The sequence below is a fragment of the Agromyces ramosus genome, from assembly GCF_030817175.1.
Lineage (GTDB): Bacteria > Actinomycetota > Actinomycetes > Actinomycetales > Microbacteriaceae > Agromyces > Agromyces ramosus_A.
The window spans coordinates 1,280,408-1,306,959 of the sequence record NZ_JAUSYY010000001.1; the positions used below are offsets into that span (position 1 = coordinate 1,280,408).

The window sequence follows — 26,552 nt, forward strand, 5'->3', positions numbered from 1 at the left end:
CCGTCGCGTTCCTGCCGACTATCCGAGCGCGAACCGCAGTTCGGCCATGGCCGGACCCGACCACACCGTGCCGTCGAGGTCGTCGCTGCGCACGGTCACGACCTTGCCGCCCTTCGACATGACGAGCAGCGCGAGCTGCGGCAGCAGGTCGCCGGCGTGCGTGCCGTCGCCGAGGTTCTCGCCGGTGCCGTTGCCGGTGGCGAACTCGATGGCGCCGGACTCGTGGTCGAGCGTGCCGTTCACCGACGTGGTGAAGTCGAACCAGAGGGTCTCGACGGCACCGTCGGCGGCGAGCCGACCGATCGCGGCGAGATCACGTTCGACGCGCCCCGCGCTGCCCTCGCTCAGTCCGTGCAGGGCCGACTCGGCCTCGCTGATGTTGAGCCTCGAGAGCTGCGCACGCAGGGTCTCGTCGATCTCGGCGGCGCCGAGGCGGTCGGGGGCTCCGGGCACCGGCGCGATGCGTCGGTGGTTGCGCGCGCGCTCGAGGAACTGGCTGAGCGTCGGCTCGGCCGCGAACACGAAGAGCGGCACGCGCTCGTCGGGGTCGTGCACCTGCAGCACCTGCCGCACGGCGTCGGCGACGCGCTTCGCGTAGATGTCGATCGCGCCGGAGCGGCGGTCGTCTTCGCTCATGCCACGGTCGCCGTGACCGCCGACGCGCCGGTTGCCGACGTCGCCCGGTTCGCGGTTGGAAGCCTCGTCGGCGTTCTTCGGCAGCGACGGGTCGACTTCCATCTGGGTGGCACGGTCGGTCGGCGTGGCGTGCCAGAGCGACCACTCGTTGGCGGAGATGGCGACCGCGTAGGCCTCCTGGTCTTGGCTCGGCGCCCGCAGGAGCTGACCGAGCGTGAAGTGCGACCCGACGTGCAGCGCGTCGTCGAGCTGGTTCGGCAGCACGAAGACCTCGCTGAATCCCGGTGAGACGAAGATCGCCATCGACCGGGCGAGCGAACCCCACAACTGCTGGTCGCCGAGGATCCGCGCGCGTTCGGCGCGGACGGCCGCGAGGTCGGTGCCCGAGGCATCCGATGCCTTCAATTGCTCGATCGCCTCATCGAAGGAGCTCTTCACGGCGACCTCGGCGCGTTCGCGCTCGCTCACCACCGGCGACGTCGACGCGTAGATGGTGATCGCCGGATAGCGTGGACCCGCGAGCGCCGCGAAATCGGACGTGGTGGGCAATTCGTAGTGAACTGTCATACGTTCCTCCCCCGGAGTCGGGCGACAGCCGTGCCGCTCGAACCCAGCCTATGAAGGCATGGGCTCGAGCGACACCCCTCAGCGGCGCACCGGATGGTTCGAGCGGATGACGCCCGTGGGGTCGACGGCGTCCTTCACCGCACGAAGCCGCGGAAGTCGGTCGCCGAAGAGGCGTTCGGCGGGGCGTTCGTGCTCAGCGAAATTGAGGTAGTCGACCTCGGCGCGCCACGGTTCGATGCGAGACAGCAGCCGGCCGAGGGATGCCGCGAGCGCGTCCTCCCCGCCCGGCATCGGGATGCCCACCCCGAAGACGAGGTAGCCGGCGTCGAATCCGGCGACCACGCCCGGCTCGGGGGCGCCGCGATCCGGGGCCGAGGCGTGGGCCGCGTGCGGGGTGACGCCGCCGCCGAGGTGACGGATCTCGGCGGAGAGCAGCGTGGTCGGGGCATCCGGCCCCACCGCGGCGATGAAGGCGCGAACCGCGGCGGGGGACAGGTCGGTGAGGAGCATGCCGTCGCCGTTGCCGGGCACGGGGGCGGGCGGGTCCATGTGCAGCTGCAGGAGCTCGGCGGTGGGCTGCGGATGCACCGAGTCCATGTCTGGCGCGAGGGCGCGAAGCGGCGCGAGCAACTCGTCGGCGCGCGCGGGCTCCTCCTGGATCGCCGCCTCGACGACGACGAACGACTTTCCCGAGAGGAACGGGGGAAGCTCGGGCATCGGCGGGAAGCGCAGGACGCGACCGACCGAGGTGACGCTGTCGGGCACGCCGGCGGTCCAGGCGGCCCAGGCCTGGAGCACCTCCTCGGCGCGCTCGATCGGCCAGAACAGGGTGCCCGCGACGATCTCGGCGATGGGGAACACGCGGAACTCGAGCGCCGTCACGACGCCGAAGTCTCCGCCGCCGCCGCGGAGGGCCCAGAACAGCTCGGGGTCGTGCGCCGCGTCGACGCGGCGACGCACGCCATCGGCGGTGACGAGCTCGATCGCGAGCACCTGGTTCGCGGCGAGGCCGTGCGAGCGGGCGAGCCAGCTCAGGCCGCCCCCGAGCGTGTAGCCGACGACGCCCACGTCGTGCGACGAGCCGGCGAGCGCCGTGAGCCCATGCGGCGCGACGGCCGCGACGACGTCCCCCCAGAGCGCGCCCGGCTCGATGCGGGCGACACGCGCGCCGGGGTCGACCTCGACACCACGCAGCTCGGAGGTGCGCAGGAGGATCGCGTCCGCGAGCCCATTGCGGGCAGCGAGCGGGCCGGCGTTGTGCCCCGTCGCCTGCGGGGCCACCGCGAGGCCGAGGCCCTTCGCGGTGCGCACGGTGTGCGCGATGTCGGCGACGCTCTTCGCGACGACGACCGCGACCGGCCGCTGGTCGACGGCGAGGTTCCACGCGGAGCGCGCCTCGTCCCAGGCGGGGTCGCCGGGGATCACGACACTGCCGGCCAGGCGCGCGCCGAGGAGCTCGAGGGCATCGCGGAGCGCGAGCGCCGCGTCGGCGTCCGCGTGGGGCGGACGGGCCTCCGTGATGTCGGTGACGGGGGCGAGTTGCGCAGAGGGGTGGTCGGCGCGGGACGCAGCGCTCGATCGCGCGCTGAGGGGCACAGGGGTGTTCACGAGTCTTCCTTTCGGGTATCGCGCCGCGGGCCCAGTCGCTCCCGGAGGAGTCGGACGGCCGCGGGATCTTCCCAGCGGCACGCGCGTCGCATCACACATCCAATGCCCGGGGGATCCTCGCCGCGTCAGGGGTGCCCCTCCACCCGTCTCAGGGTTCTCCCGCTGCCTGCGGCGGCGTGCGGGCGGCGTGCGGGCGGAATACCGTGCGGGACGTCGGGGTTGCGATGAGGGATGACTGCCTCCCTCCGACTCTCCGTGCTCGACCTCGTTCCCGTTCGCAGCGGCCAGTCGAGTGCCGGTGCCGTCGCGGCATCCGTGCGCCTCGCGCAGCTCGCCGACCGGCTCGGCTTCACCCGCTACTGGTTCGCCGAGCACCACAACATGCCGTCGGTGGCATCGACGACGCCGCCCGTGCTCGTCGCGTCGATCGCGGCGCGCACCGAGCGAATCCGCGTCGGCTCGGGCGGCGTGATGCTGCCGAACCACGCGCCGCTCGTCGTGGCCGAGCAGTTCGCGGCGCTCGAGGCGCTCGCGCCCGGCCGCATCGACCTCGGCATCGGCCGCGCACCGGGCAGCGACCCCGTCATCACGCAGCTGCTGCGCATCTCGGGCCCCACCGCCGACGTCGACCGGTTCCCCGAGCACGTCGCCGACATCCTCTCACTCCTCTCGCCCGACGGAGCGTCGCTGCGCCTTACGAGCGGCCGGGAGTACGCGATCACGGCGACGCCGGCGGCGACGGATGTCCCCACGCTCTGGCTGCTCGGATCGAGCGACTACTCGGCGAAGCTCGCCGCGTCGCTCGGCCTCCCGTACGTGTTCGCGAACCACTTCTCGGGCGAGGGCCTCGAGCGTGCCCTCGAGCTGTACCGCACCGAGTACCAGCCGAGCGAGGCGCATCCGGTGCCCGAGACGTTCCTCACCGTCAACGCGTCGGTGGCGCCCACCCTCGAAGAGGCCAGGGCGCGTGCGCTGCCCCAGCTGCACTCGATGGCCCGCCTGCGCACGAACCGCCCGATGCGCGCGCTCGAGACCGTCGAGGAGGCCGCCGCGGCGCCACTCGACTCGATCGGCGATGAGCTCATCGCCGGCATGGAGAAGCGCTGGATCATCGCGGATGCCGCGGGCGCGGCGTCCGAGCTGCGGACCCTCGCCGCCCGCCACGGCATCGACGAGGTCATGGTCTCGCCGATCGGCGGCTCGTACGACGCCGAGCCGGCCGACGCCACGCCCGGGCGCGAGCAGACGCTCGAGCTGCTCGCCGGCGAGCTGCTCGCCGGCTGAGTCAGGACAAGCTGGCGTAGACGGCGGCCTCCCAGGGGCCGAGCAGCGCGCCAGGCGCGGGCGCAGGGGCATCCGTCACCGAGTTCGTCAACAGGAGCTCGGCGTCGTGCCAGCGCTCGGTGAAGCCGGGCGCGAACGCCACCGCGTGCTCGGCGCCCGAGAGGTTCACCACCACCAGGAGGCGGTCGGCCCCGAGCAGGCGCTCGAACGCGAAGATCGCCGGGTGCCCGGCATCCGCTCGCTCAAAGCTGCCGTGGGCGACGACCGGCAACTCGTGCCGCAGGGCGATGAGCCGGCGGTAGTACTCGAAGACCGAGTCGGGATGGTCGTACTGGGCGGCCGCGTTGATGCGATCGTGGTTCGGGTTGATGCCGATCCACGGGCTGCCGGTCGTGAAGCCGGCGTTCGGCGAGTCGTTCCACTGCACCGGGGTGCGGGCGTGATCACGGCTCATCGCGCGGAGCCCGGCGATCGCGTCGGCCATCGCGGTGCCGCTGGACACGTCTTCGGCGTAGGCGTTGAGCGACTCGACGTCGCGGTATTCCTCGATCGTGGCGAACGGCGCGTTCGTCATGCCGAGCTCCTCGCCCTGGTAGACGTAGGGGGTACCCCGCTGCAGGTGCAGCATCGTCGCGAGCGCCGTCGCCGACTGTCGCCAGAAGTCGCCGTCGTCGCCGAATCGGCTCACCGAGCGCGCCTGGTCGTGGTTCGAGAGGTAAAGGCTGTTCCAGCCGATCTCGGCGAGGCCCTCCTGCCAGCGGGTGAGCGAGGCCGCGAGCTCCCCCGGCGCGAGCACGCGCGGGCGGAACTTCGACACTCCATGGTCGAGGCCCACATGCTCGAATTGGAATACCATGTCGACCTCGCGCCGCGCCGGGTCGGTGAACAGTTGGGCCTCCTCGACGGTGACACCCGGCGTCTCGCCCACGGTGATGAGCCCGTCGCGCCCGTCGAAGACCTCGCGGTGCATCTCCTGCATGAACTCGTGCAGGCGCGGCCCGCCCGCGTAGTAGGCGAATCCGTCGCCGTACCGGCGCCCCTCGCGCACGGGTCCGTCGGGCAGCTCCGGATGCTTCGAGATCAGGTTGATGACGTCCATGCGGAACCCGTCGACGCCGCGGTCGAGCCACCAGCGCATCATCTCGTAGACGGCGGCGCGCACCTCGGAGTTCTCCCAATTGAGGTCGGGCTGCTTCACGTCGAAGAGGTGCAGGTAGAACTCGCCGGATGCCTCGTCGAACTGCCAGGCCGGACCGCTGAAGAACGACTCCCAGTTGGTGGGCTCGGCTCCCGGTGCGCCGGGCGCCATCCCGTCGCGGGCCGGCCGCCACCAGTACCAGTCGCGCTTCGGGTTGTCGCGGCTCGAGCGCGACTCGACGAACCACGGATGCTCGTCGGACGTGTGGTTCACCACGAGGTCCATGACGAGTTTCATGCCGCGCGCGTGCATCGCAGCGCACAGCTCATCGAACTCGGCGAGCGTTCCGAACACCGGGTCTATGTCCTGGTAGTCGCTGATGTCATAGCCGTTGTCGGCCTGCGGCGAGCGGTAGATCGGTGAGAGCCACACGACGTCGACGCCGAGCCGCTCGAGGTGATCGAGCCGGTTCAGGATGCCGCGGAGATCGCCGATCCCGTCGCCGTCGGAGTCCTGGAAGCTCCGCGGGTAGACCTGGTAGACGACGGCCGACTTCCACCAGTCGGGGGCGGTGCTGTCGGTCGCGGTGGTCGTCTCGGTCGCTGCTGGAGTCGACATGGGTTCCAGCGTATGGCCGGGCGGCATTGTGTGCGAGCCACACGACGCCGTACGGTCGTCTCGTGCCGACCGGGACCCGACGAAGCGTGACCGCTGCCCTTGCCGTGTTGTTGCTGCTCTCAGGTTGCGCGGGTGGCACGGGCGGCACCACCGGTCGGGAGGCGGACGTCGACCTGGTGGGCTGCGATGAGCTGGTGCCGTCCGACGACCTCGTCGCCGCCGCACTCACCGACGTCGCCGGCGTGGAGCCCAGCCCCGTGCCGGCGATGCCACCGCTCGAGTTCGACCCGTTCCCGATGCTCCTGCCGGCCGCCGGCGGTCTCCGCTGTTCGTGGAACGCCGGCGCGCCCGCCGTCGACTTCACGAGCGATTGGGGCTACCTCTCGGTCGAGGCGATTCCGTACGACGGTGATGCCGTGAACGTGCGAGACGCCGACGGCGAGCCGATCGCCTCGTCGACGTCGATCCGGGGCCACGACGCGGTCGCGGCATGCCGGGGCTGGGCATTCGAGTGCGTGGTCGCCGCCTCGGTCGAGGGCGTGTGGATGCAGGTGAGGCTGCAGTGGCCTGCGTTCAACAGCGTGTCGCGATTCGCAGCGGTCAACGACGAGCTCGTGCTCGACCGGCTCGCCGCGGTCGCCGAACCCGCCTTCGCGGCGGTCGCTGAGGCCGGTCCTGAGCGACTCGACTGGCCGGCGGTCACCGGCGAAGCCGACTGCAACGGTATTGCACCGACTGCACCACCCGGCGGGATGCCCGCAGACGCGCTGCCCGAGTTCTCACGGTTGATCGTCGAGGGCGCTGGAGTGGTGGCGTGCGCGCTCGAAGGCGGACGGCTCTACATCGTGCCCGGAGCGGGCGACCTGATGGAGGGGATGCTCCGCGAGCCCGATTTCGACGGGGCACTCGAGCCGCTCGACGATCGCATCGGGTATCCGGCGCTCGGCCGGGCGTCAGGCCCCGGCGGCATGCTCGTCATCCTGACGATCGCGGAGGACGCGTATGTCATCGACGCGGGCGACGCCGTGGCCTACGCGCGCGACATCCTCACCGCTCGCGTCGCCGACTATGCCGGCCCGCAGCGCGACGAGTCGCTGCGGGCCCCGGACATCGCCACCGCCGAGGCGGAGGGGCTCGCGCTGGTCGAGGGCACTGCGGCGGAGCTCGGGCTCACGATCGCCACGACCTATCCACCCGAACGCCGCCGGTGCGAGCATCCCGACGGCTTCCCCGGCGTCGTGTCGGAGGTCGTGGTGACCACTGCTGCGTCGTCGACGCCCGACGAGGAGCTCTTCGAGCTCGTCGACCGGTACTGGTCTTCACGTTCGCTCACGGTGTACCACCCCGACAACGGCATCGCCGCCGAGGGTACTGCCGGTGGTCTCATCAGCACGGTGTACCTGACCGCGTCGGAGTTCGGCGGTGGGCCGAGCATCCGCGTGCAGTTGCCCTGCGCACTCGAGTAGCCGTCGCCGCCACGAGGCTTGTACTCATCGGATGTCACAAGTTGTGTTATACATATGACACAACAAAGCGAGACGGAGCCGATATGTGGCAGCACTTCATCACCTCGATCACCGCGATCACCTTGTCCGACCTTGTGGCCATCGCCTTCACGCTTCCGCTGTTCTCTCTGGTGGTCGCCTCGCTCATCGTCGCGGGCACGCTCCTCGTGGCACGGCTGCGCAGCGAGCGCGGTCGCACCGCACCGCACAACGTTGCTGCGGAACCCGCGGTCGCAGCGCGATACCTGCCCGAGCACCGCACACTCGGCGTCGGCGCCATCGCTGTCATCGTGGTGTTCGCCGTCGAGAACGTCGTACGCGGCTACGTGTTGAACCTCTCGGACATCGTCGAGTGGTGGCAGTACGCCACGCCGTTGTTCGCCGCCGCCCTCTGCCTGACCGTGGTGCTAGGCCTCATCCTCTTCAGGGGAACCACCCCGCCCGAGCAGCCGGTGGTGTCGGCGGCGCGTCGCACGTGGACGAGTTTCGGGTCGGAGGCGGGCCTCCTCGGCGCGGCCGCCGCCTTCGTCGCCTTGCTCGTGACGACCATCGCTGCCGGGCTGGCATCTTCGGCCGATGGGCGCGGCCGGTTCATCCACCTCGAACTCCGCGTGCCGAACGAGGTGATCGACCCGATCCGCCCGTGGTTCTACGGGTGGGACTTCGGCGTGCCGGTCATCGTCTGCCTCGCCGCACTCGCCGTGGCGACCTGGGCGACCCTCCGCAGCAACGCGGTACGCCCATTCATCCGGCCCGACACCGTCGGGGCCGAGCAGGCAGCGCGCGCCGAGGTCGCGTCCGCGGTTGTGCGCATCGCAACGGCCGGCGTGCTGCTCGCACTCGCCGGCGCGTGGCGGTTCATCGCCCGCGCGGGCTCGCTCTCGCAGCTGGTGATCGTCGACGACGGGCGCCGAGACTCCTACGACATGACCTGGCGATACGCGGAGTTCGCGGTCGCTGTCGGCTGGCTCGCTCCCGCCGTCGAGATCACCGCGTTCGCGCTGCTCCTGCTCGTCGCGAGCCGGCCGCGTCGCGTGCGGGTTCTCGCGTCCTCGACCGTGCGAACCGAGCGAACGACGCATCCGGAGACCGCGCGATGACCGCCCAGCCGATCCTGCCGCCGACCGACGAGGCGAGCCCGGCACTCGACATCTACCGCCAGTTCCGGGGCCTCATCGTCTCGGGTCAACTCGGCGCGGGCGAACGACTGCCGACTGTCCGGCAGACGGCGAGCGACCTCGGCGTGGCACCGGGCACTGCGGCCAAGGCATACAAGCTGCTCGAGCGAGACGGGCTCGTCATCACCCGCACCGCTGCCGGCACGCGCGTCGCCGAGTCGGCGGCCGCGCTCCCCCGGTCGGTCGTTCGGCGCATTCGCGACCTCGTGACCGATTCGAAATCGGCTGGGATCGGAGTCGACGACGTCATCGACGTGCTGCGGGCCGTCTGGCAGGCGGAATCAGGCGCCGCAGCCCAGCCGGACGAAACGGGCCCGACGAGTTAAGAACCACCCCATTCCGGACATGTCCTTCATGAGGGCACTCCATGAAGGGATCACTGATGGATTGGGTGGATGAGGTGGTGCGGAATGCTGCACCGCCGCCGCTCGGGGACGACTCGGCAGTTGCGGAGCAGGCTGCGGCCGTCGCGCGAGCCGTGGTCGCGGCGCAGACACGCGAGCGCGCACGGATCTCGCGCCTCCGAGGGTTCCTCGGGGGCACGGCCCTCGGGATCGGCGTTCTCGGCCTCGGCGTCACCGCTGCGACGGCGGGGCCGGCGGTGTTCGCGTGGTTGGGCTGGACGCCAGACGTCGTCGCCCAGCGCAGCTTCGAGCTTGGAGACGGATCCGAACCCGGCCTGTGCGAGGTCTTCATTCGGGTGATTCCCGAGTACCACGACATTTCGAACGAGGAGGCGGATCGGCGAACCGAAGAGGCGCGGAAGTTTCTGACCGGGCACGACTGGGAACCGCTCATCGCATCCATCACAGAGAGCGAGATCCAGACCGCGTTCGCAGAGGAGGTTGCTCGACGCTCGGCGGCCTTGGCGGGCAGCACCACGCCACCACCAGCCACACTGTCCGGTGCCGCGACCGACGTGATGTTCGACCGATTCTCCGCCGAGTTCGAACGTGCCGGCCATCTGCAGCACGGAGTTTCGCTGGAAGCGGCGGCAGGCCCGTGCGGCGACACGAGCGACGGCCCCACGCAATGAAGCGTCGAAAGCGCTCGGCCGCAGCGGCGCACCTGGAGCGCGCGTACCTGGCGAATGCCGCAGACCTGCTCAGTTACTTCGGCAGGCGAGTGCGGGTGGCGGCCGACGCTGCCGATCTGCTCAGTGAGACGTTCGTAGTCGCCTGGCGGCGAGGAGATCGCATGCCCGCAGACCCAGAACAGGCCCGCATGTGGCTGTTCGGCGTCGCGAGGCGAGTGCTCGCCAACGCCGCCCGTGGCGAGGGCCGCCACGCCGACCTCACCGGGAAGTTGCGCGCGCACCTCGAGACAGTCCCGACCGAGCAGGTCGACGGGCAGGTGCTCGATGTACGCGCAGCACTCGACGCCATCCCTGCAGACCAATCCGAACTGGTGCGACTCGTCCTCTGGGATGGCTTCACCGTGCTCGAGGCGGCCACGATCCTCGGGATCAGCGAGTCCACCGCTCGCGGTCGCTTCCAACGAGCCCGCATCCGGCTCCGCGAACTCCTCCGGGAACACCAGTACGAAGGGAACGCATGATGAACGCCCAACCCATCGACCCGGCCGCGATCACATTGCCGCCGACCCAGTCGATCGATATCACGGCCCACTTCCTCAACACCGACCACGAACCCGTCGCGTGACGAGCGATCGCCCGCCGCTACCGGTCGCCATCTTCGTCGTCCTCGGCTGCTGCTCGCGAGCGGCCTTGCGGCGTACGCCCTCGCGGCGCCGAGCGCAGTCTCCCTGGTGGGCGCCTTCGTGCTGCTCGCTCGTATAGCCCATGTCAAGGGGCTCCCCTGCCCGCAGGGCCGCGCGTTAGAACGGAAACGAGTGACACGCACGCTCTTCTCGGCGCCACGATGGCGTTCGGACCGAAGGAGGAATCGTGGACAGCAACACTCCGCTCCAGCGAGCCAAGCAGCCGCGCACCGCGCTCGCAGGGCCATACGGCCACCCGTTCCATCCGATCCTCGTGACCATCCCGATCGGCACGTGGGTGGCGAGCCTCATCTTCGACTTGATGGGCCTCGGCGCCGCAGACCCGACGCCGTTCGCGCTGGGCGCGCAGGTGCTGATCGCGATCGGCATCATCGGCGCGCTCCTCGCGGCGATCTTCGGCTTCATCGACTTCACGGGCATCGCCTCCGGCACTCCTGCGAAGCGGACGGCCCTGATCCACATGTCGCTGAACCTCGGCGTCGTGGTGCTCTTCGCGGTGAACTACTTCGTGCGCGCGGCATCCGATCACGACGAAGTGAACATCACGGGACTCGTGCTGACCATCATCGGACTCGCGGCGCTCGGTGTCTCGGGCTGGCTGGGCGGCAAGCTCGCCTATCACTACGGCGTGCGGGTCGCCGACGAGGGCACCCAGGCGGAGGGTTTCCGCCCCGCCGCAGGTGAAGGTTCCCGGCAACGATGATGACGCAGCAGGCTCCCGACCTCCGGCCGAAGGACCTCGCCCGGCACGTCGTCGTGATCACGGGCGCTTCATCAGGAATCGGGCGGGCGACCGCCCTCGAGTTCGGCCGCCGTAGAGCGAGCGTGGTCGCCGCGGCGCGCAATCAGGCGGCACTGCAGTCGGTAGCCGATGAGATCGACCGGCTCGGCGGCAACGCGATTCCGGTCGTGACCGATGTCAGCGACTTCGAGCAGGTCGCCGACTTGGCATCGCGCGCGGCGGAGCGGTTCGGGCACATCAACACCTGGGTGAACAACGCCGCGGTCTCGACCTACGGCACGGTCGAGCAGATGGACGCTGCCGAGCTCCATCGCGTGGTGGAGGTCAACCTGATGGGCGAGATCTACGGCATGAAGGCGGCGCTGCCCTACCTCCGGGAGTCGGGCGGTTCGATCATCAACGTCTCCTCGGCACTCGGCGAGCGCGCCATCTCGCTGCAGGCCGCATACTGCGCGGCCAAGCACGGGGTGGTCGGCTTCGGCGAGGCGCTCCGGCTCGAGCTGAAGGCCGCGGGTTCACCCGTGCAGGTGGTCGACGTGCTGCCGTCGTCGATGAACACGCCGCTGTTCAACCACGCCCGTTCGAAGCTGGGCGTGAAGCCCAAGCCGGTCGGACGCATCTACGAGCCGCAGGTCGCAGCCGAGGCGATCGTGGCTGCGGCCCAGCGCCCCGTGCGGCAGGTCTACGTGGGATTCGCGGGTCGGCTCCTCGCCGTTCTCCAGCGGATCAGCCCCCGCCTCACCGACTGGTACATGGCCGGCCCGGGAGACGCCGTGGCGGGCCAGCGGACAGACCGGCCGGACGACGGCGTCGACAACCTGTTCACGGCGAGCACGGGGCCCGGCAGGACGACGGGCGATTTCGGCGAACGATCCAAGTCCACCAGCATCTACACGAGGGCGCTCGCGCCCCATCCGGCGATCGTCAGAACGGCGATGCTGACCGTCGCCGCCATGGGGGTGATGGCGCTTCGCCGCGGCCGCGGCCGGACATGAACCAGCAAGCTCCACGCACACGTGTCGAATTCAGAGGTTGCCGTTCGTCGGCTTGGTGACGGATGATTCGGCACATCGATTGGAGCTCACCGATGAAGTACCTGCTGTTGATCTACGGCAATGACGACGCGTGGAACGAGATGTCCTCGCACGGCAGGGGTGCACTGGATGCCGCCCACCGCGAGTTGCTCGCCGACCTCACCGCTTCCGGCGAGCTCGTGCTCTCGAACGAGCTGAGTACGGAAGATGCGAAGGTGGTGCGACGCGCCGACGACCGTCTGCTCGTCACGGATGGGCCCTTCACCGAGTCGAAGGAATGGGTCGGCGGGTTCTACCTCGTCGAGGTCGAGGGCGTGGATCGAGCGGTCGAGATCGCCGGCAGGCTCGAAGAGACGACGTTCTCGGCCGTGGAGGTCCGTGCCCTGCTGCACTGAACGGACGGACCACGAACACAGCGATGCCCCGGGCAGCAGCCCGGGGCATCCGTCATATTCTTGGTGTGGCGCGGTCGGTGCGCCGCTCAGGCGGCGAGGCCGAGCCGGCGCAGGTCGTCGCTCGAGGCGCGCCACTCGTCGCCGTCGGCGATCGTGACCTCGCGCGGGACGCGTGCACCGTTCTGCACCTTGGCGTCGGTCCCGATGCTCGCGTAGGGGCCGATGACCGCGTTGCGGCCGACGACGGCGCGGCGGCCGACGTGCGCGTTCACGCCCACGACGGCGCGCTCGGCGACGATGGCGTCGCCCTCGACCCAGCCGCCCGGGCCGATCTGCGCGCCGCGCTGCACCTCTGCGCCAGGGTCGACGTAGGCCGTCGGGTCGACGAAGGCGGTCGGGTCGACCTTCGCGGTCGTGGCGACGAGGCCACGGCCGTTCACGTGCTTGCGGTAGCGACGCAGGACCCCGGCTTCGTCTTCGAACTCGACATAGCTGATGCCCACGTTCTCCTCCTTCCGGCGTGGTGGCTCCACGTCCGAACACTGGTACAACACCCCAAACGATCCGCGCATTCCCTAGCGAGATGCGACAACGCGAGCGCCGACGCGGGGGTGGCCCTGCACCGATCTCGGTGTCAGCCCTGAAATGCGAACGGGCCAGCACCGAATCAGGGCAGAATCACTTGTTGAGGCATCCTCGACACCGATAGCTTCGCTCCTCGTGCACGACTCCCGATCGAGCACGGCTCCCCGGCGTGCGGGGCGGCCACCTTCACCCGGAAGACCACCATGTCGAACTACCTCCTCTGCTCGAGCCCGATCCAGGGGCACGTCGCGCCGATGATCGCCATCGCCCGCGACCTCGTCGGCCGCGGCCACACCGTGACCGTGCTCACGGGCTCCCGATTCCGCGCCGCCGTCGAGGCCGTCGGCGCCGCGCACCGCTCGTTCGCGGGCATCGCCGACTTCGACGATCGCGTCATCCAGGAGCACCTTCCCGAGCGCGATCACCACCGTGGCATCGGCAGACTGCAGTACGACATCCAGACCATCTTCGTGAAGACCGTCCCCGAGCAGACCCGGGCACTGGAGCGCGCGGTCGCCCGGCTCGCGCCCGACGCGATCCTGGTCGAATCCGCGTTCGCGGGCGTCGTGCCGCTCCTGCTCGACGGCCCCTCGTCGCGGCCGCCGGTGCTGGCCGCCGGCGTGGTGCCGTTGAGCCAGTCGAGCGCGGATGTCGCGCCCTACGGGCTCGGACTCCGCCCGAGTGCGTCGTTCTTCGGCCGCCTGCGCAACCGGGCGCTCAACCTGCTCGTGCAGCGTGTGCTGTTCCGCGACACGCAGCGGCTCGCCAACCGCGTGATGCACGAAGTCGGCCGACCCGACCTCAGCAGCTTCGTGCTCGACCAGTCGCGCCTGTTCGACCGCTTCCTCCAGCTCTCCCCAGCCGAGTTCGAGTATCCCCGCCGCGACCTCTCGCCGAACGTGAGCTTCGTCGGCACGGTGCTGCCGCCCGCCCCCAGCGCCGGACCGCTGCCCGAGTGGTGGCACGAGCTCGACGGCGACCGCCCGGTCGTGCACGTGAGCCAGGGCACCATCGACAACAAGGACTTCGTCCGGCTCGTGCGTCCGACCCTCGACGCGCTCGCCGATCGCGACGTGCTCGTCGTCGTGGCGACCGGCGGCAGGCCGGTGTCCGAGCTCGGCGAACTGCCCGCGAACGCGCGCGCCGCCGAGTTCCTGCCGTACGACCTGCTGCTGCCGAAGACCGACGTGTTCGTCACGAACGCCGGGTTCGGCGGCGTGCAGTACGCGCTGAGCCACGGCGTGCCCCTCGTCGCCGCCGGCGACACGGAGGACAAGCCCGAGGTGTCGATGCGTGCCGATTGGATCGGCGTCGGGGTGAGCCTGAAGACGGGCACCCCAACGGCGCGTGCGATTCGCGCCGCCGTCGATCGCGTGCTCACAGACCCGACGTTCCGCAAGCGCGCCGCCGCACTCGCGGCCCGCATCGACGAGTACGACACGTTCGGTCTCATCGAGAGCGAGCTCGAAGCCGCCGCGATCTCCGCTCGCCGACGGTTCGATTCGCCGGTCGGCTGAGCCGCGGCAACCGTCGCGAGGCCGGTGGTTAGGCTTTCGGGAGAACCACGGATGCCGCGACGCGGCCCCTCCGCCGACCGACACCACTTGGCCGCGCCCATGCACCCTGCACCGCTTCTCGAGCTCGACCGCGTGAGCATCCGCCATGCGGGCGCCACGCGATCGACCCCGGTCGACGTGTCGTTCTCGGTGGCGCGCGGCGAGGTGGTGCTGCTGCTCGGACCGAGCGGTTGCGGCAAGTCGACGCTCACGCTCGCACTCGACGGACTCGTGCCGCATGCGGTGCCGGCCGAGCTCGAGGGCACGGTGCGCGTCGTGGGACTCGACAGTCGCGAGCACCCGGTCGGCGTGCTGAGCGAACACGTGGCGATGGTCTTCCAGGATCCCGACGCGCAGATCGTCACGGGCACGGTGCTCGACGAGGTGTGCTTCGCTCCCGAGAACCAGCTCGCGCCGGTCGCCGAGGTGCTCGCGCGTGCCGAGCGTGCGCTGAAGCTCGTGGGCCTCTGGGACCGGCGGGCCGACAACCCCGATCGCCTCTCGGGCGGCGGGCGGCAGCGGCTCGCGATCGCCTGCGCCCTCGCGATGGCGGCCCCCGTGCTCGTGCTCGACGAGCCGACCGCGAACCTCGATCCGGCCGGCATCGACGAGGTGTACGCGGTGCTGCGCGAGCTGGCCGACGAGCGCGAGCATGCCGTCGTGCTCGTGGAGCACAACCTCGACGCCGCCGTCGACCTCGTCGACCGGGTCATCGTGCTCGACGCCGACGGGCGGCTGATCATCGACGGGCCCGCCCGCGAGACCCTGAGCGAACACGCCGACGAGCTCCTCGCCCTCGGCGTGTGGCTGCCCGTGTCGACGCTCGCCGCATTGCGCCTGCGCAATGCCGGGGTGCGCCTCGACCCGTTGCCGCTCACGCCGTCGGAGCTCGGGGCGGCCCTCGACGCCCAGCCTGCACTGCCCGCGCCGAGTACCGGTCGCCCGCGCGACTCGCGAGCGCACGCAGAGGCCGCCGGGGCCATCCGCGCCCGCAACCTCTCCGTGCGCCGCGGCGGACGACGCGGACCCGTCGTCGTGCACGAGGTCGACCTCGACGTGGCATCCGGCGACTTCCTCGCGATCGTCGGCACGAACGGCGCGGGCAAGACGTCGCTGCTGCAGGCGCTCGCCGGCGTGATTCCCGCACCGGCGGGCACCGTCGAGGTGCTCGGCATCGACCCGTGGCGAGCCGACACGCGCGAACGTGCCCGACGCATCGGCTTCGTGTTCCAGAACCCCGAGCACCAGTTCATCGCGCCGACCGTGCGCGAGGAGCTCGCGCACGGGCTCGGCCTGCAGGGTGCCGACGCCGCGACGGCCGATGCTGCGGTCGAGCGGATGCTCCGCCGCTTCGGTCTCGACGAGCTCCGCGACCAGCACCCGTTCCTGCTCTCGGGCGGACAGAAGCGGCGTCTCTCGGTCGGCACGGCGCTGATCGCGGGTGCCCCGGTGCTCGCACTCGACGAGCCGACCTTCGGGCAGGATCGGGCGCGGGCATCCGAGCTGCTCGACATGCTCCGCGCCCTCAACGACGAGGGCACGACCGTGATCGTCGTCACGCACGACCTGCAGCTCGTCGCCGAGTACGCCAGCCACATCGCGGTGCTCCAGGGCGGACGACTCCTCGGAGTCGGCACTGCCGCCGAGACGCTCGCGGGGCCGCTCGTCGAGCAGGCGGGCCTCCGGCATCCGCCGCTCGCGCGTGCGACGCGCGGCCTCGAGCACCACCCCGCTTGGCATGGGGTCACACGGATGTCCCAGCTGCCCGTCACCTCGGGAGCCGCCACGTGACCGCGGCATCCGTCGCCGTCGACCCGTTCGCCGAGCGGCCGCCGGGCCGCCGCGGGCTCCTCGCGGCGCTCAACCCGCTCGCGAAGCTCGCCGCCCCCGTGCCCGTCATGCTGCTCGTCGTGTTCAGCCGGGGCATCGTCCTGCCGCTCGCGATCGCCGTGTTCGCGATGGTCGTGCTGCTCGCCGGGTCACGCCTCCCGGGGCGGGTGGTCGCGGCGCTCCTCCTCGGCATCCCTCTCGTCGCACTGCTGCTCGGCGTGAGCTTCGGCGTGTGGGTCGACCCGGCGAGCGTCGCGGGCACCGACGCGGCATCCGTCACCCTCTTCTCGATCGGCGAGTGGCAGTTCACACTCGCCGCCTACCTCGTCGGCCTCGCCACCTCACTGCGCATCGTCGCGATCCTGCTGCTCTCGCTCATCGCCGGCGTCACGACGACCGGCCCCGAACTCGTGCGGGCGATGGTGCAGAACCTGCGCGTGCCCTACCGCATCGGCTACACCGCGCTCGCGGCGCTACGGTTCGTGCCGCGATTCGGCCACGAGCTCGAGATCATCCGGGCGGCGCATCGCGTACGCGGAACGGATGCCGGGCGCGGCCCGATCGCGTCGCTGCGACGCATGGTCGGCACCGCGGTGCCACTGCTCGCGTCGGCGATCCGCCACGCCGAGCGGGTCGCACTCGCGATGGACGCGCGGGCGTTCGGCGCGCACCCCACCCGCACCGAGCGGCAGCTCTCGCCGTGGCGGGCGCGCGACACCGCGTTCGTGGCGGCGTTCCTCGTGGCGAGCGCCCTCATCGTGTGGTGGGCCTCGGGCCGCTGACGCGTTCACGCTCGCCCCACCTGGCAGCTGCCCCGCACGCGACGAAGGGCCGGGCGACACGTCGCCCGGCCCTTCTTCATGTGTCCGCTACGCGGCGGGCTCGGTGCCCTCGATCTCGACGAGGAACACGAGCGTCTGGCCGCCGAGGTCGGCCGCCGCGGGATCCGTGCCGTATGCGTACTCCGGCGGGATGGTCACGATGAGCTTCGTGCCGACCTTCTGGCCGACGAGCGCCGAGCCGAAGCCCTGGATGACCTCGTCGGTTGCGAACGCGGCTGGCTCGCCGCCGTAGCTCTGGTCGAAGATCTCACCGGTGTCCCAGCTCGTGCCCTGGTAGTGCAGGGTCACGGTGTCGCCGGCACCGACCGTGTCGCCATCGCCCTCTTCGAGCACCTTCAGCTGGTACTCGGCGGGCGGCGGGGTGGCGGGCAGCGTCACCGTGGGAGCTTCGCCATCGGCGCCGAACTCCACCTCGGGCACGTTCTCGGTCCACTCGGCGGGGGTCAGCGGCTTCTGCACCTCGACGACGTCGACGACGATGACGACGGTCTCGCCGGGTGCGACGCCGATGGTCTCGTTGCCCTCTTCGCCGTAGAGCGTCGAGGCGGGCGCGACGGTCACGGTGCGCGAGCCGACCGGGACGCAGTCGATGCCCGCGAGGAAGGATTCGAACACCTGCGGGTCGCCGACGGTCATCGTGGTGGGCTGCGAGAACAGCTTCGTGCCGGTCGTGCCGGAGAACGCGGAGACGACGACATTCATCGGGTCGCCTGCGACGGTCTCGTCGCCATCGCCCTCGATGGCGACGGTGCGCTCGATCTCGTCGGCCTCGAGCGGCATTGCGAACGTGGCGGTCGGTGACCCGGCGAATTCGCCCTCGACGGTGACGCCATCGCTCAGCGAGCCGGACTCGACCTCCATGCAGGCCGCGGCCTCGGGAGTCTCGGTCGGCTCGGGCGCGGGATCGCCGCTACAGCCGGCGAGGAGCAGGGCTGCTGCGGCGGCGGCGAGCGCGACGGGCGCGAAGCGGCGCAGTGCACGGTTCATGATGGGGGATTCTCGTTTCGATCGAAAGACAAGTCCCACCAGTCTGCACGGTTCTGCTTTCGATTGCCTGAATCCCCGCGATCAGGGCCGATCAGCGCCACAATGGGCGAATGGGGGACACGACGAGGGAGCCAGATTTCGCCGGGGGGTTCGCCGCTGCGGCGGCGTCCTTCGCGGCGCTCGACGATCCATTGTGGGATCCGATCTCGACCGCGGCGGTGTTGCGGGCGCATCCCCGGTTCGATGAGCTCGTGCTCGATGCGTGCTCGGGCGACGGGGCATCCGCCATCCCCACCGCCGAGCTCGTGGGTGTCGGCGGGGTGGTGGACGCGGTCGACTTCGCCGAGCCGCTCGTCGACCTCGCACGCGAGCGGGCCGGTGAGCGGATGCCGCAGCTGCGGTTCCACGTCGCCGACGTGACGAGCTGGGAACCGACGGGCTACGACCTCGTCCAGTGCGTGCTCGGCGTATTCTTCTTCGACGACATGGATGCCGGTACGCGCCACCTGATCGAGCGGGCGCACCCCGGGGGGCGGGTGGCGATCACGGTGTGGGCCGAGGGAGCTCTCGAGCCGTTGCCCGAGCTGCTGGTGTCGGCGCTGCCCGAGGATGCGGCATCCGAGCTCGGCGATCTCACGTCGCCCGCGATCGATACCGCGGGCACGCCCGGCAGCCTCGCGCAGTGGCTCACCGGACTCGGGCTCGTGCAGGTGCGCGCCGAGGCGGTGCAGCGCCACCTCGACCTGACGCCGGAGCTCGCGTGGGCGCTCGTGCTCGGCACGGGACTGCGCCTCGTGCTCGGCGAGCTCGACGAGGAGGCCGTTTCCGGGGTGCGCGAGCGCTACGTCGCGGCCCTCGAGGAGCGCGGCGTCACGTCGATCGACATCACGACGCTCATCGCGGTCGGCCGTCGTCGGGGCTGACCACTCCGCTGGTCAGTGGTGCAGGGAATGCGACGCCCATTCGCTGCACAACTGACCAGCAGCCTCACGGTCCGGTGGCGACCGGACGCGTGCGGTCGCTCGACCACTGGCTGAACGAGCCCGGGTACAGCACGGCGTCGTCGATGCCGGCGATCGCGAGGGCAGCGACCTCGTGCGCCGCGGTGACGCCCGACCCGCAGTAGGCGGCGACGGGCTCGCCGGGGCGCACGCCGGCTGCGGCGAAGCGCTCGCGCATGGCGGCGGGCGGGAGGAACCGGCCATCGGCATCGAGGTTGTCGCCGCTCGGCGCCGACACCGCACCGGGAATGTGCCCGGCGCGGGGGTCGATCGGCTCGACCTCGCCGCGATACCGCTCGGCGGCCCGCGCGTCGAGCAGCACGCCGGTCGCGGGGAACGCCGCGGCACGGTCGATGTCGATCACCGGCATGTGGCCGTAGTGCGCCGTCGCGTCGCCCGGTTCGGGCATGACCTCGCCCGTCTCGAGCGGATGCCCCGCCGCCCGCCACGCGGAGAGAGCGCCGTCGAGCATCCGCACGTCGGCGACTCCCGCGTGCCGCAGCAGCCACCAGGCCCGCGCCGCCGACTGGTTGCCCACGTCGTCCGTGACGACCACGGTGTCGCCGTCGCGCAGTCCCCAGCGCCGCATCGCGGTCGTGAAGGCGGCTTCGGAGGGCAGCGGATGCCTCCCCTCGCCCTCGACGTCATGGTCGGCGAGCTCGCGGTCGAGGTCCACGTACACCGCACCCGGAATGTGACCGGCGGCGAACGCGGCGCTCCCGTCCGGCTGTGCGAGGGTCCAGCGCACGTCGAGCACGACGGTGCGTCGGGTCGAGGCTCCCGCGCGCTCGACGGCGAGGCGGTCGGCGAGCTCGTCGGGCTGGATCAGGATCGGCATCCCTCCATCCTGCCGGTGGATCACCACCGCAGGACCTCATGATCGCGCCGAATAGACTTGAAGCTCGGTGCGAGCGCGAGGAGGGTGAATGATCGCCTGCCTCGCCGCGTTCGCGGCCGTCGCGCTCCTGACGCCGCTCGCCGCGAGGCTCCTCGGTCGGCGCGTCTTCGCGGTCATCGCCCTGCTGCCCGCCGCCGTATTCGTGCTCCTGCTCACCTGGCTGCCCGGCGTGCTGGCCGGCAATCCGGTCGTCGAGGTCGTGCCGTGGATCCCGACGCTCGACATCTCGCTGAGCTTCCGCCTCGACGCCCTCGCGTTGCTGCTCGCCCTCATCGTCACGGGCATCGGCGCACTCGTCCTGCTCTACTGCGTGCACTACTTCGCCGACGACGAGCCGGCGCTCGGCCGGTTCGCGGCGCTCCTCCTCGCATTCACGGGCGTGATGTTCGGGCTCGTCACCGCCGACGACGTGTTCGTCCTCTTCACGTTCTGGGAGGCGACGAGCGTGCTGTCGTACCTCCTGATCGGCCACTACACGGGCCGCAAAGAGAGCCGTGGCGCCGCTCTTCAGGCGCTCACGGTGACCACGTTCGGCGGCCTCTCGATGCTCGTCGGACTCGTCATCCTGGCCGTCGCCGGCGGCACCACCTCACTGTCGGAGCTCGTCGAGCACCCCGTGACGGGCGCCGCGGGCGAATGGGCGATCGCGCTCGTGCTCCTCGGCGCGATCTCGAAGAGCGCGCTCGTGCCGTTCCACTTCTGGCTCCCGGCGGCGATGGCCGCGCCCACGCCGGTGAGCGCGTACCTGCACGCGGCGGCGATGGTGAAGGCCGGCGTGTACCTCGTGGCCCGGCTCGCGCCCGGCTACGCCGAGCTCGAGGTGTGGCATCCGGTCGTCGTCGTGCTCGGCGTGCTGACCATGCTCGCGGGTGGCTGGCGAGCGCTGCGCCAGTACGACGTGAAGCTCCTGCTCGCGTACGGCACCGTGAGCCAGCTCGGCTTCCTCGTGCTCGTCACGGGCTTCGGCACGCGCGATGCGGCCCTCGCGGGCGTCACGCTGCTGCTCGCCCATGCGCTCTTCAAGGCGGCCCTCTTCCTCGTCGTCGGCATCGTCGACCATGCGGCGGGCACTCGCGACTGGCGCAAGCTCTCGGGCCTCGGGCGACGGATGCCGGTGATCGCGACGATCGCGTTCGTCGCCGCCGCTTCCATGGCCGGTGTGCCGCCGCTGCTCGGCTTCGTGGCGAAGGAGGCCGTGTTCACCGCGTTCCTCGGGGCGGTCGCCGCGGGCGACGCGTGGGCCTGGGTGGCGCTCATCGGCGCGTTCCTCGGCTCGGTGCTCACGGTGGCGTACTCGGTGCGCTTCCTCTGGGGCGCCTTCTTCACGAAGCCCGCCCTCGCGCCCACGGCCCTGCACGCCGAGAGTCGCGCCATGGGCATCGCGCCGGGGCTCCTCGCCGCGGCGAGTCTCGTGGCCGCATTCACGCTGCCGTGGATCGAACCGCTCCTCGCCGCCTACGCCCACGAACTGCCCGGCAGCGACGAGTACCACCTGGCGCTCTGGCACGGCTTCGGGCCGGCGCTCGCGATCTCGGCGGTCGTCTTCGCGCTCGGTGCGCTCCTCGTGTGGCGGCGGCGCCGGGTCGCCCGCCTGCAGGCCTCGGTGGCGCCGGTGATCGACTCGGCGCGCGGCTACCTCGGCATCGTCTCGGTCGTCGACCGGGTGGCGGCGGCGATCACGACCGCGATCCAGCACCGCGGGCTGCCCGGCTACCTCGCGATCATCGTGGTGGTGTTCATCGGCGGCGTCGGCGCCACCTCGATCGTGAACACGGCGTGGCCGAGCGGCATCCGCCTCTGGGACTTCCCGGCGCAGCCGTTCCTAGCGCTCGTGATGGGCGTCGCCGGTGTCGCCGCGGCCACCGTGCGCCAGCGCATGACCGCGGTGCTGCTCGTCAGCGTCACCGGCTACGGACTCGTACTCCTCTTCGGCATGTCGGGCGCACCCGACCTCGCACTCACGCAGGCACTCGTCGAGACGATCGTGATCGTCGTGTTCGTGCTCGTGCTGCGTCGGCTGCCGAAGCAGATCGCGCAGCGCAATCCGCCCGTGCACAAGACGGCGCGGCTCATCATCGGCGCGATCGCCGGGCTCGTCATGGCGGTCGTCGGCCTCGTCGCGCTCGGCGCGCGCATCCGGCCGACCATTGCCGAGGGCCTCCCCGCGCTCGCCCTCGAGGCGCACGGCAAGAACATCGTGAACGTCATGCTCGTCGACATCCGCGCGTGGGACACGCTCGGCGAGATCTCGGTGCTCGTCGCGGTCGCGACGGGTGTCGCGAGCCTCATCTTCGTGTCGGGCCGCACCGGCGGTGCCCCGCGTCTCGACGACGCCCACGTGGGCGTCGACCGCCGCGACCGCCTTCGTCCGGTGCCCGAGCCGGCCTGGAGCATCCGCGCCCCTCGCACGAGCCTCGCCGACACCGATGGCGAGTCGGATGCCGCCGGCGAGGCCGCCGAGACGCGGCAGACGTGGCTGCTCGCGGGCCGCACGATCTCACCGCGCAACCGCTCGATCCTCATCGAGGTGCTCGTGCGGTTGCTGTTCCACCCGGCCATCGTCGTGTCGGTCTTCCTGCTCTTCGTCGGCCACAATGCCCCAGGCGGCGGCTTCGCCGGCGGACTGCTCGCGGGCCTCGCCCTCGTCGCGCGGTACCTCGCCGGGGGCCGGTACGAGCTCGGCGAGGCCGCCCCCGTCGACGCCGGGCGCCTGCTCGGCTCGGGGCTGCTGCTCGCCGCGGGCACCGCCACCGGCTCGCTCCTCTTCGGTGGACCGGTCTTCGAGTCGGCCTGGTTCGAGGCCGGGGTGCCGATCCTCGGCACGATCTCGATCGGCACCTCCACGCTCTTCGACATCGGCGTCTACCTCGTGGTCGTCGGCCTCGTGCTCGACGTGCTGCGCTCGCTCGGCGGCGAGGTCGACCGCCAGCAGGAGCAGTCGGGCGACGACGAGGGCGATCCCGGCGACGAGAGCGGCCGCGACCTCGAGCAGGGCGAGGGCCCCGAGCTCGCCCACGGCGCCGAGTACGAGCGGGTGACCGGCCGATGACCGCTTCGCTCACCCTCGTGGTGCTCATGGCCGTGCTCTTCGGCGCCGGCATCTCGATCATGCTCGAACGCAGCCTCACGCGCGTGCTCATCGGGTTCCTGCTCGTCGGCAACGCCGTGAACATCCTCATCTACCTCATGAGCGGTGCGCCCGGCCTCGCACCCATCCTCGACGACGGCGTCGATGCCGACGAGATCGCCGACCCGCTCCCCCAGGTGTTCGTGCTCACCGCGATCGTCATCAACCTCGGCATCACCGCGTTCATGCTCGCCCTGATCTACCGTTCCTGGTGGCTCGCGCAGCTCGGCGACGAGGGCGACCTCGTCGGCGACGAGGCGGAGCTCGTCGAAGACGCCGAGGAGGCGGCCGACCTCCTCCGCAGCTCGGCGGCCGACGACCAGGCGATCAAGGAGCTCGTCGAGGCGAGCGACGAGGAGCCGGGCGACCGGCTCCGGCTCGACGAGGAGCTCGAGCTCGAGCTCGAGGCATCCGCCCGCGACCGAGGCGACGGGGAGGGCCGCCCGTGACCGCCGTGCTCGTGCCCCTCGTGGTGCTGCTGCCGCTGCTCGGTGCGGCGACCGCGCTGATCCTCGGGCGCCATCGGCGAGCGCAGATGGCGGTCAGCGTCAGCGTGCTCGCGGTGGTGGCGGCGATCGCGGCCGTGCTGCTCGTCGCGGTCGACACGAGCGGCCCGGCCGTCGTGTACGTCGGCGGGTGGGATGCCCCGTGGGGCATCACCCTCGTCGTCGACCGGCTCTCGGCGATCATGCTCGTGATCTCGTCGATCGTGCTGCTCGTCGTGCTCGTGTACGCCGTGGGGCAGGGCATCGCCGACCAGCACCGCGAGACCCCGGTGTCGATCTTCCATCCGAGCTACCTCATCCTGTCGGCCGGTGTGTTCAACGCGTTCATCGCGGGCGACCTGTTCAACCTCTACGTCGGCTTCGAGATCCTGCTATCGGCGAGCTACGTGCTGCTCACCCTGGGCGGCACGGGCGAGCGCATCCGCGCGGGCGTGACGTACATCGTCGTGAGCCTCGTGTCGTCGCTGTTCTTCCTGAGCGCGATCGCCCTGATCTACGGGGCGACCGGCACGGTGAACATCGCCCAGCTCTCGGTGCGCCTCGCCGAGCTGCCCGACAGCGTGCAGCTCATGCTGCACCTGCTGCTGCTCATCGCGTTCGGCATCAAGGCGGCGATCTTCCCGCTGTCGTTCTGGCTGCCCGACTCGTATCCGACGGCGCCGGCACCGGTCACGGCAGTGTTCGCCGGCTTGCTCACGAAGGTCGGCGTGTACGCCATCATCCGCACCGAGACGGTGATCTTCAGCGAGAGCGACCTGTCGGTGCTCCTCATGGTGATCGGCGGGCTCACGATGATCATCGGCATCCTCGGCGCGCTCACCCAGGCCGACATCAAGCGCCTGCTCTCGTTCACGCTCGTGAGCCACATCGGCTACATGATCTTCGGCATCTCGCTCGCGAGCCAGCTCGGCCTCGCGGCGACGATCTACTACGTCGTCCACCACATCACCGTGCAGACGACCCTGTTCCTCACGACGGGCCTCATCGAGCGTTTCGGCGGCGCCACGTCGATCAACGGGTTGGCCGGCCTCCTGAAGGCGTCGCCCCTGCTCGCCGTGCTGTTCTTCATCCCCGCGCTGAACCTGGGCGGCATTCCGCCGTTCTCCGGCTTCCTCGGCAAGACCGGGCTCTTCCTCGCCGGAGCCGAGGGCGCGTCGACGGATGCCCCGGGTGCAGCGCCGTGGCTCATCTGGGTGGTGATCGCGGCGGGCGCCGCGACCTCCCTCGTGACGCTCTACGCCCTCACCCGGTTCTGGAACATGGCGTTCTGGCGCGGACGCTCCGAGCTCGAGGGCTACGAGTCGGTGCTGCTCGGATCGGTGCTCGAGGCGCCCGAGGGCGCCACCGTAACAGCCACCCGCAGCACGCCGGTGCTCATGGTCGTCGCGACGACGGCCCTCGTGGTGGTCACCGTCGGCCTCACCGTGTTCGCCGGCCCGCTGTTCGAGCTGTCCAGCCGGGCCGCCGCCGATCTCACGGATGCCGCAACCTACGTGTCGATCGTCTTCCCGGGGGGCATCCGATGACGCACCCCTCGGCGGAGTTCTCGCGCTGGCGTTCGGTCTGGCGCCAGTTGCCGCTGCTCGCCGCGCTCGTGCTCCTGTGGGTGTTCCTCTGGGACCAGGTCACCGTGCTCACGGTCGTCAGCGGCATGGTCCTCGCCATCGCCGTGACCCGCGCACTGTACCTGCCGCCGGTGCTCCTCAGCGGCCGGTTCAACCCGTGGCGGGCACTGCTGCTGGGCCTCCGCATGATGTTCGACGTGACCGTCGCCTCGCTGCAGGTCGCCGTGCTCGCGATCGACCCGAGGTGGCAGCCGATGAACTCGATCATCGCCGTGCAGCTGCTCACCCGCTCCGACCTCGTGACGACCCTCACGGCGGAGGCCATCACGGTGGTGCCGGGCACCGTCGTCGTCGACATCGACCGCGAGCGCGGCCTCCTCTACCTGCACGCGCTCGGCACCCGCACGGAAGCCGACCTCCACCGGGTGCGGCGTGACGTGCTCGGCACCGAAGAGCGCATCGTGCTCGCCATGGGCACGCGCGAGCAGGCGGCATCCGTGCGCGAGGCCCGCCGTGAGCGCCGGGCCCGCGCGAGGTCGGGCGCCCCGATCGAGCACCAGGACGGAGGACGACCATGACCTTCCTCGCCGTCGTCAGCGTCATCGCCGGAATCATGTTCGGCGTCGGCGCGATCGCCGCGGTCTACCGCATCATCCGGGGCCCGTCGATCCTCGATCGCGCCCTCGCGACCGACGTGCTCCTCGCCATCGCGATCTGCGGACTCGGTGCCGAGATGGCGATCAACAAGCACATCGACACGCTCGTCGTGATGCTCGTGCTCGCGATGTTCGCGGTCGTCGGCTCGATCTCGATCGCACGCTTCATGGCGAAGGAGGATGCCTCGTGAGCGCCGCCGAGATCGCCGTCGGGCTGCTCATCCTCGTGAGCGCCTTCCTCTCGATGGCCGCGGGCATCGGCATCGTGCGGTTCCCCGACGTGCTCACGCGCCTGCACGCCGCGACGAAGCCGCAGGTGCTCGGCCTCGCAGCGGTGCTCGTGGCGATCATCGTGCAGGTACCGACGTGGGGCGTGCTCACGACGGCGGTGCTCGTGATGACGTTCCAGCTGCTGACCCAGCCGATGACGGCGCACATGCTCGGACGCGCCGCCTACCGCACCGACCACGTGCGCCGCGACCTGCTCATCGAGGACGACCTCGACCGCGACATCGCCGAGCACGACCAGCAGTGACCTGCACTGGCCTGCAGTG

At 70.8% G+C, this 26,552-nt stretch carries 25 protein-coding genes; 19 read left to right on the top strand and 6 right to left on the bottom strand.

From position 1 onward, the window contains the following. Positions 1-18 precede the first annotated feature (18 nt). Positions 19-1,203, bottom strand: a complete 1,185-nt coding sequence (locus QFZ26_RS05945; RefSeq protein WP_307040178.1) for a baeRF3 domain-containing protein — start codon at positions 1,201-1,203, stop codon at positions 19-21. 78 nt (positions 1,204-1,281) lie between these two features. Next, positions 1,282-2,811: an FAD-binding oxidoreductase gene (locus QFZ26_RS05950; RefSeq protein WP_307040180.1), complete on the bottom strand. Its 1,530-nt coding sequence runs from the start codon at positions 2,809-2,811 to the stop codon at positions 1,282-1,284. A gap of 231 nt (positions 2,812-3,042) precedes the next feature. Between QFZ26_RS05950 and QFZ26_RS05955 the strand changes: the two genes are divergently transcribed. Then, positions 3,043-4,095, top strand: coding sequence for an LLM class flavin-dependent oxidoreductase (locus tag QFZ26_RS05955; RefSeq protein ID WP_307040182.1), 1,053 nt, complete (start codon positions 3,043-3,045; stop codon positions 4,093-4,095). Between the two features lies 1 nt (position 4,096). On the opposite strand, the gene QFZ26_RS05960 is transcribed toward QFZ26_RS05955, so the two are convergent. Next, positions 4,097-5,851 carry an alpha-glucosidase gene (locus QFZ26_RS05960; RefSeq protein WP_307040185.1) on the bottom strand — a complete coding sequence of 585 codons (1,755 nt, stop codon included), beginning with the start codon at positions 5,849-5,851 and terminating at the stop codon, positions 4,097-4,099. Between the two features lie 62 nt (positions 5,852-5,913). Here QFZ26_RS05960 and QFZ26_RS05965 point away from each other — a divergent pair, with 62 nt between their 5' ends. The 8 genes from QFZ26_RS05965 to QFZ26_RS06000 all read left to right on the top strand — a co-directional run bounded on the left by QFZ26_RS05965 (position 5,914) and on the right by QFZ26_RS06000 (position 12,445). Then, a complete protein-coding gene (locus tag QFZ26_RS05965; RefSeq protein WP_307040187.1) occupies positions 5,914-7,317 on the top strand; it encodes a hypothetical protein in 1,404 nt (467 codons plus the stop codon). Between the two features lie 83 nt (positions 7,318-7,400). Beyond that, a complete protein-coding gene (locus tag QFZ26_RS05970; RefSeq protein ID WP_307040190.1) occupies positions 7,401-8,456 on the top strand; it encodes a hypothetical protein in 1,056 nt (351 codons plus the stop codon). Next, entirely contained in the window at positions 8,453-8,860 is a 408-nt protein-coding gene (locus tag QFZ26_RS05975) for a GntR family transcriptional regulator (protein ID WP_307040192.1), read from the top strand. The genes QFZ26_RS05970 and QFZ26_RS05975 overlap by 4 nt, the downstream gene beginning before the upstream one ends. 41 nt (positions 8,861-8,901) lie before the next feature. Further along, positions 8,902-9,570 carry a hypothetical protein gene (locus tag QFZ26_RS05980; protein WP_307040194.1) on the top strand — a complete coding sequence of 223 codons (669 nt, stop codon included), beginning with the start codon at positions 8,902-8,904 and terminating at the stop codon, positions 9,568-9,570. Beyond that, positions 9,567-10,091, top strand: a complete 525-nt coding sequence (locus QFZ26_RS05985; RefSeq protein ID WP_307040196.1) for an RNA polymerase sigma factor — start codon at positions 9,567-9,569, stop codon at positions 10,089-10,091. Before QFZ26_RS05980 ends, QFZ26_RS05985 begins: the two co-directional genes overlap by 4 nt. A gap of 349 nt (positions 10,092-10,440) precedes the next feature. Continuing rightward, positions 10,441-10,977: a DUF2231 domain-containing protein gene (locus QFZ26_RS05990; protein ID WP_307040198.1), complete on the top strand. Its 537-nt coding sequence runs from the start codon at positions 10,441-10,443 to the stop codon at positions 10,975-10,977. After that, positions 10,974-12,011 (top strand): SDR family oxidoreductase, encoded by a 1,038-nt coding sequence (locus tag QFZ26_RS05995; RefSeq protein WP_307040200.1) that lies wholly within the window; start codon positions 10,974-10,976, stop codon positions 12,009-12,011. The genes QFZ26_RS05990 and QFZ26_RS05995 overlap by 4 nt, the downstream gene beginning before the upstream one ends. A gap of 92 nt (positions 12,012-12,103) precedes the next feature. Then, positions 12,104-12,445, top strand: coding sequence for a YciI family protein (locus tag QFZ26_RS06000; RefSeq protein WP_307040202.1), 342 nt, complete (start codon positions 12,104-12,106; stop codon positions 12,443-12,445). Positions 12,446-12,531: 86 nt separating this feature from the next. Here the strand turns inward: QFZ26_RS06000 and QFZ26_RS06005 are convergent, their stop codons facing one another. Continuing rightward, complete coding sequence (locus tag QFZ26_RS06005; protein ID WP_307040204.1) at positions 12,532-12,948, bottom strand: transferase; 417 nt, start codon at positions 12,946-12,948, stop codon at positions 12,532-12,534. A gap of 285 nt (positions 12,949-13,233) precedes the next feature. Between QFZ26_RS06005 and QFZ26_RS06010 the strand changes: the two genes are divergently transcribed. From QFZ26_RS06010 to QFZ26_RS06020, 3 genes are all read left to right on the top strand, one after another. Next, positions 13,234-14,547 carry a glycosyltransferase gene (locus tag QFZ26_RS06010; protein WP_307040205.1) on the top strand — a complete coding sequence of 438 codons (1,314 nt, stop codon included), beginning with the start codon at positions 13,234-13,236 and terminating at the stop codon, positions 14,545-14,547. 99 nt (positions 14,548-14,646) lie between these two features. Then, positions 14,647-16,377: an ABC transporter ATP-binding protein gene (locus QFZ26_RS06015; RefSeq protein ID WP_307040207.1), complete on the top strand. Its 1,731-nt coding sequence runs from the start codon at positions 14,647-14,649 to the stop codon at positions 16,375-16,377. After that, positions 16,374-17,198 (top strand): energy-coupling factor transporter transmembrane component T, encoded by an 825-nt coding sequence (locus QFZ26_RS06020; protein ID WP_307040209.1) that lies wholly within the window; start codon positions 16,374-16,376, stop codon positions 17,196-17,198. Before QFZ26_RS06015 ends, QFZ26_RS06020 begins: the two co-directional genes overlap by 4 nt. Positions 17,199-17,285: 87 nt before the next feature. On the opposite strand, the gene QFZ26_RS06025 is transcribed toward QFZ26_RS06020, so the two are convergent. Then, positions 17,286-18,245: an FKBP-type peptidyl-prolyl cis-trans isomerase gene (locus QFZ26_RS06025; RefSeq protein ID WP_307040211.1), complete on the bottom strand. Its 960-nt coding sequence runs from the start codon at positions 18,243-18,245 to the stop codon at positions 17,286-17,288. Between the two features lie 110 nt (positions 18,246-18,355). On the opposite strand from QFZ26_RS06025, the gene QFZ26_RS06030 reads away from it, so the two are divergent. After that, positions 18,356-19,168 (top strand): class I SAM-dependent methyltransferase, encoded by an 813-nt coding sequence (locus QFZ26_RS06030; protein ID WP_307040213.1) that lies wholly within the window; start codon positions 18,356-18,358, stop codon positions 19,166-19,168. Positions 19,169-19,232: 64 nt separating this feature from the next. Here QFZ26_RS06030 and QFZ26_RS06035 read toward each other — a convergent pair whose 3' ends face one another. Next, positions 19,233-20,084, bottom strand: coding sequence for a sulfurtransferase (locus QFZ26_RS06035; RefSeq protein ID WP_307040215.1), 852 nt, complete (start codon positions 20,082-20,084; stop codon positions 19,233-19,235). A gap of 88 nt (positions 20,085-20,172) precedes the next feature. On the opposite strand from QFZ26_RS06035, the gene QFZ26_RS06040 reads away from it, so the two are divergent. Genes QFZ26_RS06040 through mnhG form a run of 6 tightly spaced genes read left to right on the top strand, consistent with a single transcriptional unit; the run spans position 20,173 to position 26,533 of the window. Next, positions 20,173-23,193: a Na+/H+ antiporter subunit A gene (locus QFZ26_RS06040; RefSeq protein ID WP_307040217.1), complete on the top strand. Its 3,021-nt coding sequence runs from the start codon at positions 20,173-20,175 to the stop codon at positions 23,191-23,193. Then, positions 23,190-23,720 (top strand): sodium:proton antiporter, encoded by a 531-nt coding sequence (locus QFZ26_RS06045; RefSeq protein ID WP_307040219.1) that lies wholly within the window; start codon positions 23,190-23,192, stop codon positions 23,718-23,720. Before QFZ26_RS06040 ends, QFZ26_RS06045 begins: the two co-directional genes overlap by 4 nt. Beyond that, positions 23,717-25,303, top strand: a complete 1,587-nt coding sequence (locus tag QFZ26_RS06050; RefSeq protein WP_307040221.1) for a Na+/H+ antiporter subunit D — start codon at positions 23,717-23,719, stop codon at positions 25,301-25,303. The genes QFZ26_RS06045 and QFZ26_RS06050 overlap by 4 nt, the downstream gene beginning before the upstream one ends. Next, complete coding sequence (locus QFZ26_RS06055; RefSeq protein WP_307040223.1) at positions 25,300-25,920, top strand: Na+/H+ antiporter subunit E; 621 nt, start codon at positions 25,300-25,302, stop codon at positions 25,918-25,920. Before QFZ26_RS06050 ends, QFZ26_RS06055 begins: the two co-directional genes overlap by 4 nt. Continuing rightward, positions 25,917-26,189 carry a monovalent cation/H+ antiporter complex subunit F gene (locus QFZ26_RS06060; RefSeq protein WP_307040225.1) on the top strand — a complete coding sequence of 91 codons (273 nt, stop codon included), beginning with the start codon at positions 25,917-25,919 and terminating at the stop codon, positions 26,187-26,189. The genes QFZ26_RS06055 and QFZ26_RS06060 overlap by 4 nt, the downstream gene beginning before the upstream one ends. Then, positions 26,186-26,533: a monovalent cation/H(+) antiporter subunit G gene (mnhG, locus tag QFZ26_RS06065; protein ID WP_307040227.1), complete on the top strand. Its 348-nt coding sequence runs from the start codon at positions 26,186-26,188 to the stop codon at positions 26,531-26,533. The genes QFZ26_RS06060 and mnhG overlap by 4 nt, the downstream gene beginning before the upstream one ends. Positions 26,534-26,552 lie beyond the last annotated feature (19 nt).

Coding starts and splice junctions, on each gene's coding strand:
- QFZ26_RS05945 (WP_307040178.1), bottom strand. CDS start 1,203: ATGACAGTTCACTACGAATTGCCCACCACGTCCGATTTCGCGGCGCTC.
- QFZ26_RS05955 (WP_307040182.1), top strand. CDS start 3,043: ATGACTGCCTCCCTCCGACTCTCCGTGCTCGACCTCGTTCCCGTTCGC.
- QFZ26_RS05960 (WP_307040185.1), bottom strand. CDS start 5,851: ATGTCGACTCCAGCAGCGACCGAGACGACCACCGCGACCGACAGCACC.
- QFZ26_RS05970 (WP_307040190.1), top strand. CDS start 7,401: ATGTGGCAGCACTTCATCACCTCGATCACCGCGATCACCTTGTCCGAC.
- QFZ26_RS05975 (WP_307040192.1), top strand. CDS start 8,453: ATGACCGCCCAGCCGATCCTGCCGCCGACCGACGAGGCGAGCCCGGCA.
- QFZ26_RS05980 (WP_307040194.1), top strand. CDS start 8,902: ATGAAGGGATCACTGATGGATTGGGTGGATGAGGTGGTGCGGAATGCT.
- QFZ26_RS05985 (WP_307040196.1), top strand. CDS start 9,567: ATGAAGCGTCGAAAGCGCTCGGCCGCAGCGGCGCACCTGGAGCGCGCG.
- QFZ26_RS05995 (WP_307040200.1), top strand. CDS start 10,974: ATGATGACGCAGCAGGCTCCCGACCTCCGGCCGAAGGACCTCGCCCGG.
- QFZ26_RS06000 (WP_307040202.1), top strand. CDS start 12,104: ATGAAGTACCTGCTGTTGATCTACGGCAATGACGACGCGTGGAACGAG.
- QFZ26_RS06010 (WP_307040205.1), top strand. CDS start 13,234: ATGTCGAACTACCTCCTCTGCTCGAGCCCGATCCAGGGGCACGTCGCG.
- QFZ26_RS06015 (WP_307040207.1), top strand. CDS start 14,647: ATGCACCCTGCACCGCTTCTCGAGCTCGACCGCGTGAGCATCCGCCAT.
- QFZ26_RS06025 (WP_307040211.1), bottom strand. CDS start 18,245: ATGAACCGTGCACTGCGCCGCTTCGCGCCCGTCGCGCTCGCCGCCGCC.
- QFZ26_RS06030 (WP_307040213.1), top strand. CDS start 18,356: ATGGGGGACACGACGAGGGAGCCAGATTTCGCCGGGGGGTTCGCCGCT.
- QFZ26_RS06035 (WP_307040215.1), bottom strand. CDS start 20,084: ATGCCGATCCTGATCCAGCCCGACGAGCTCGCCGACCGCCTCGCCGTC.
- QFZ26_RS06040 (WP_307040217.1), top strand. CDS start 20,173: ATGATCGCCTGCCTCGCCGCGTTCGCGGCCGTCGCGCTCCTGACGCCG.
- QFZ26_RS06045 (WP_307040219.1), top strand. CDS start 23,190: ATGACCGCTTCGCTCACCCTCGTGGTGCTCATGGCCGTGCTCTTCGGC.
- QFZ26_RS06055 (WP_307040223.1), top strand. CDS start 25,300: ATGACGCACCCCTCGGCGGAGTTCTCGCGCTGGCGTTCGGTCTGGCGC.
- QFZ26_RS06060 (WP_307040225.1), top strand. CDS start 25,917: ATGACCTTCCTCGCCGTCGTCAGCGTCATCGCCGGAATCATGTTCGGC.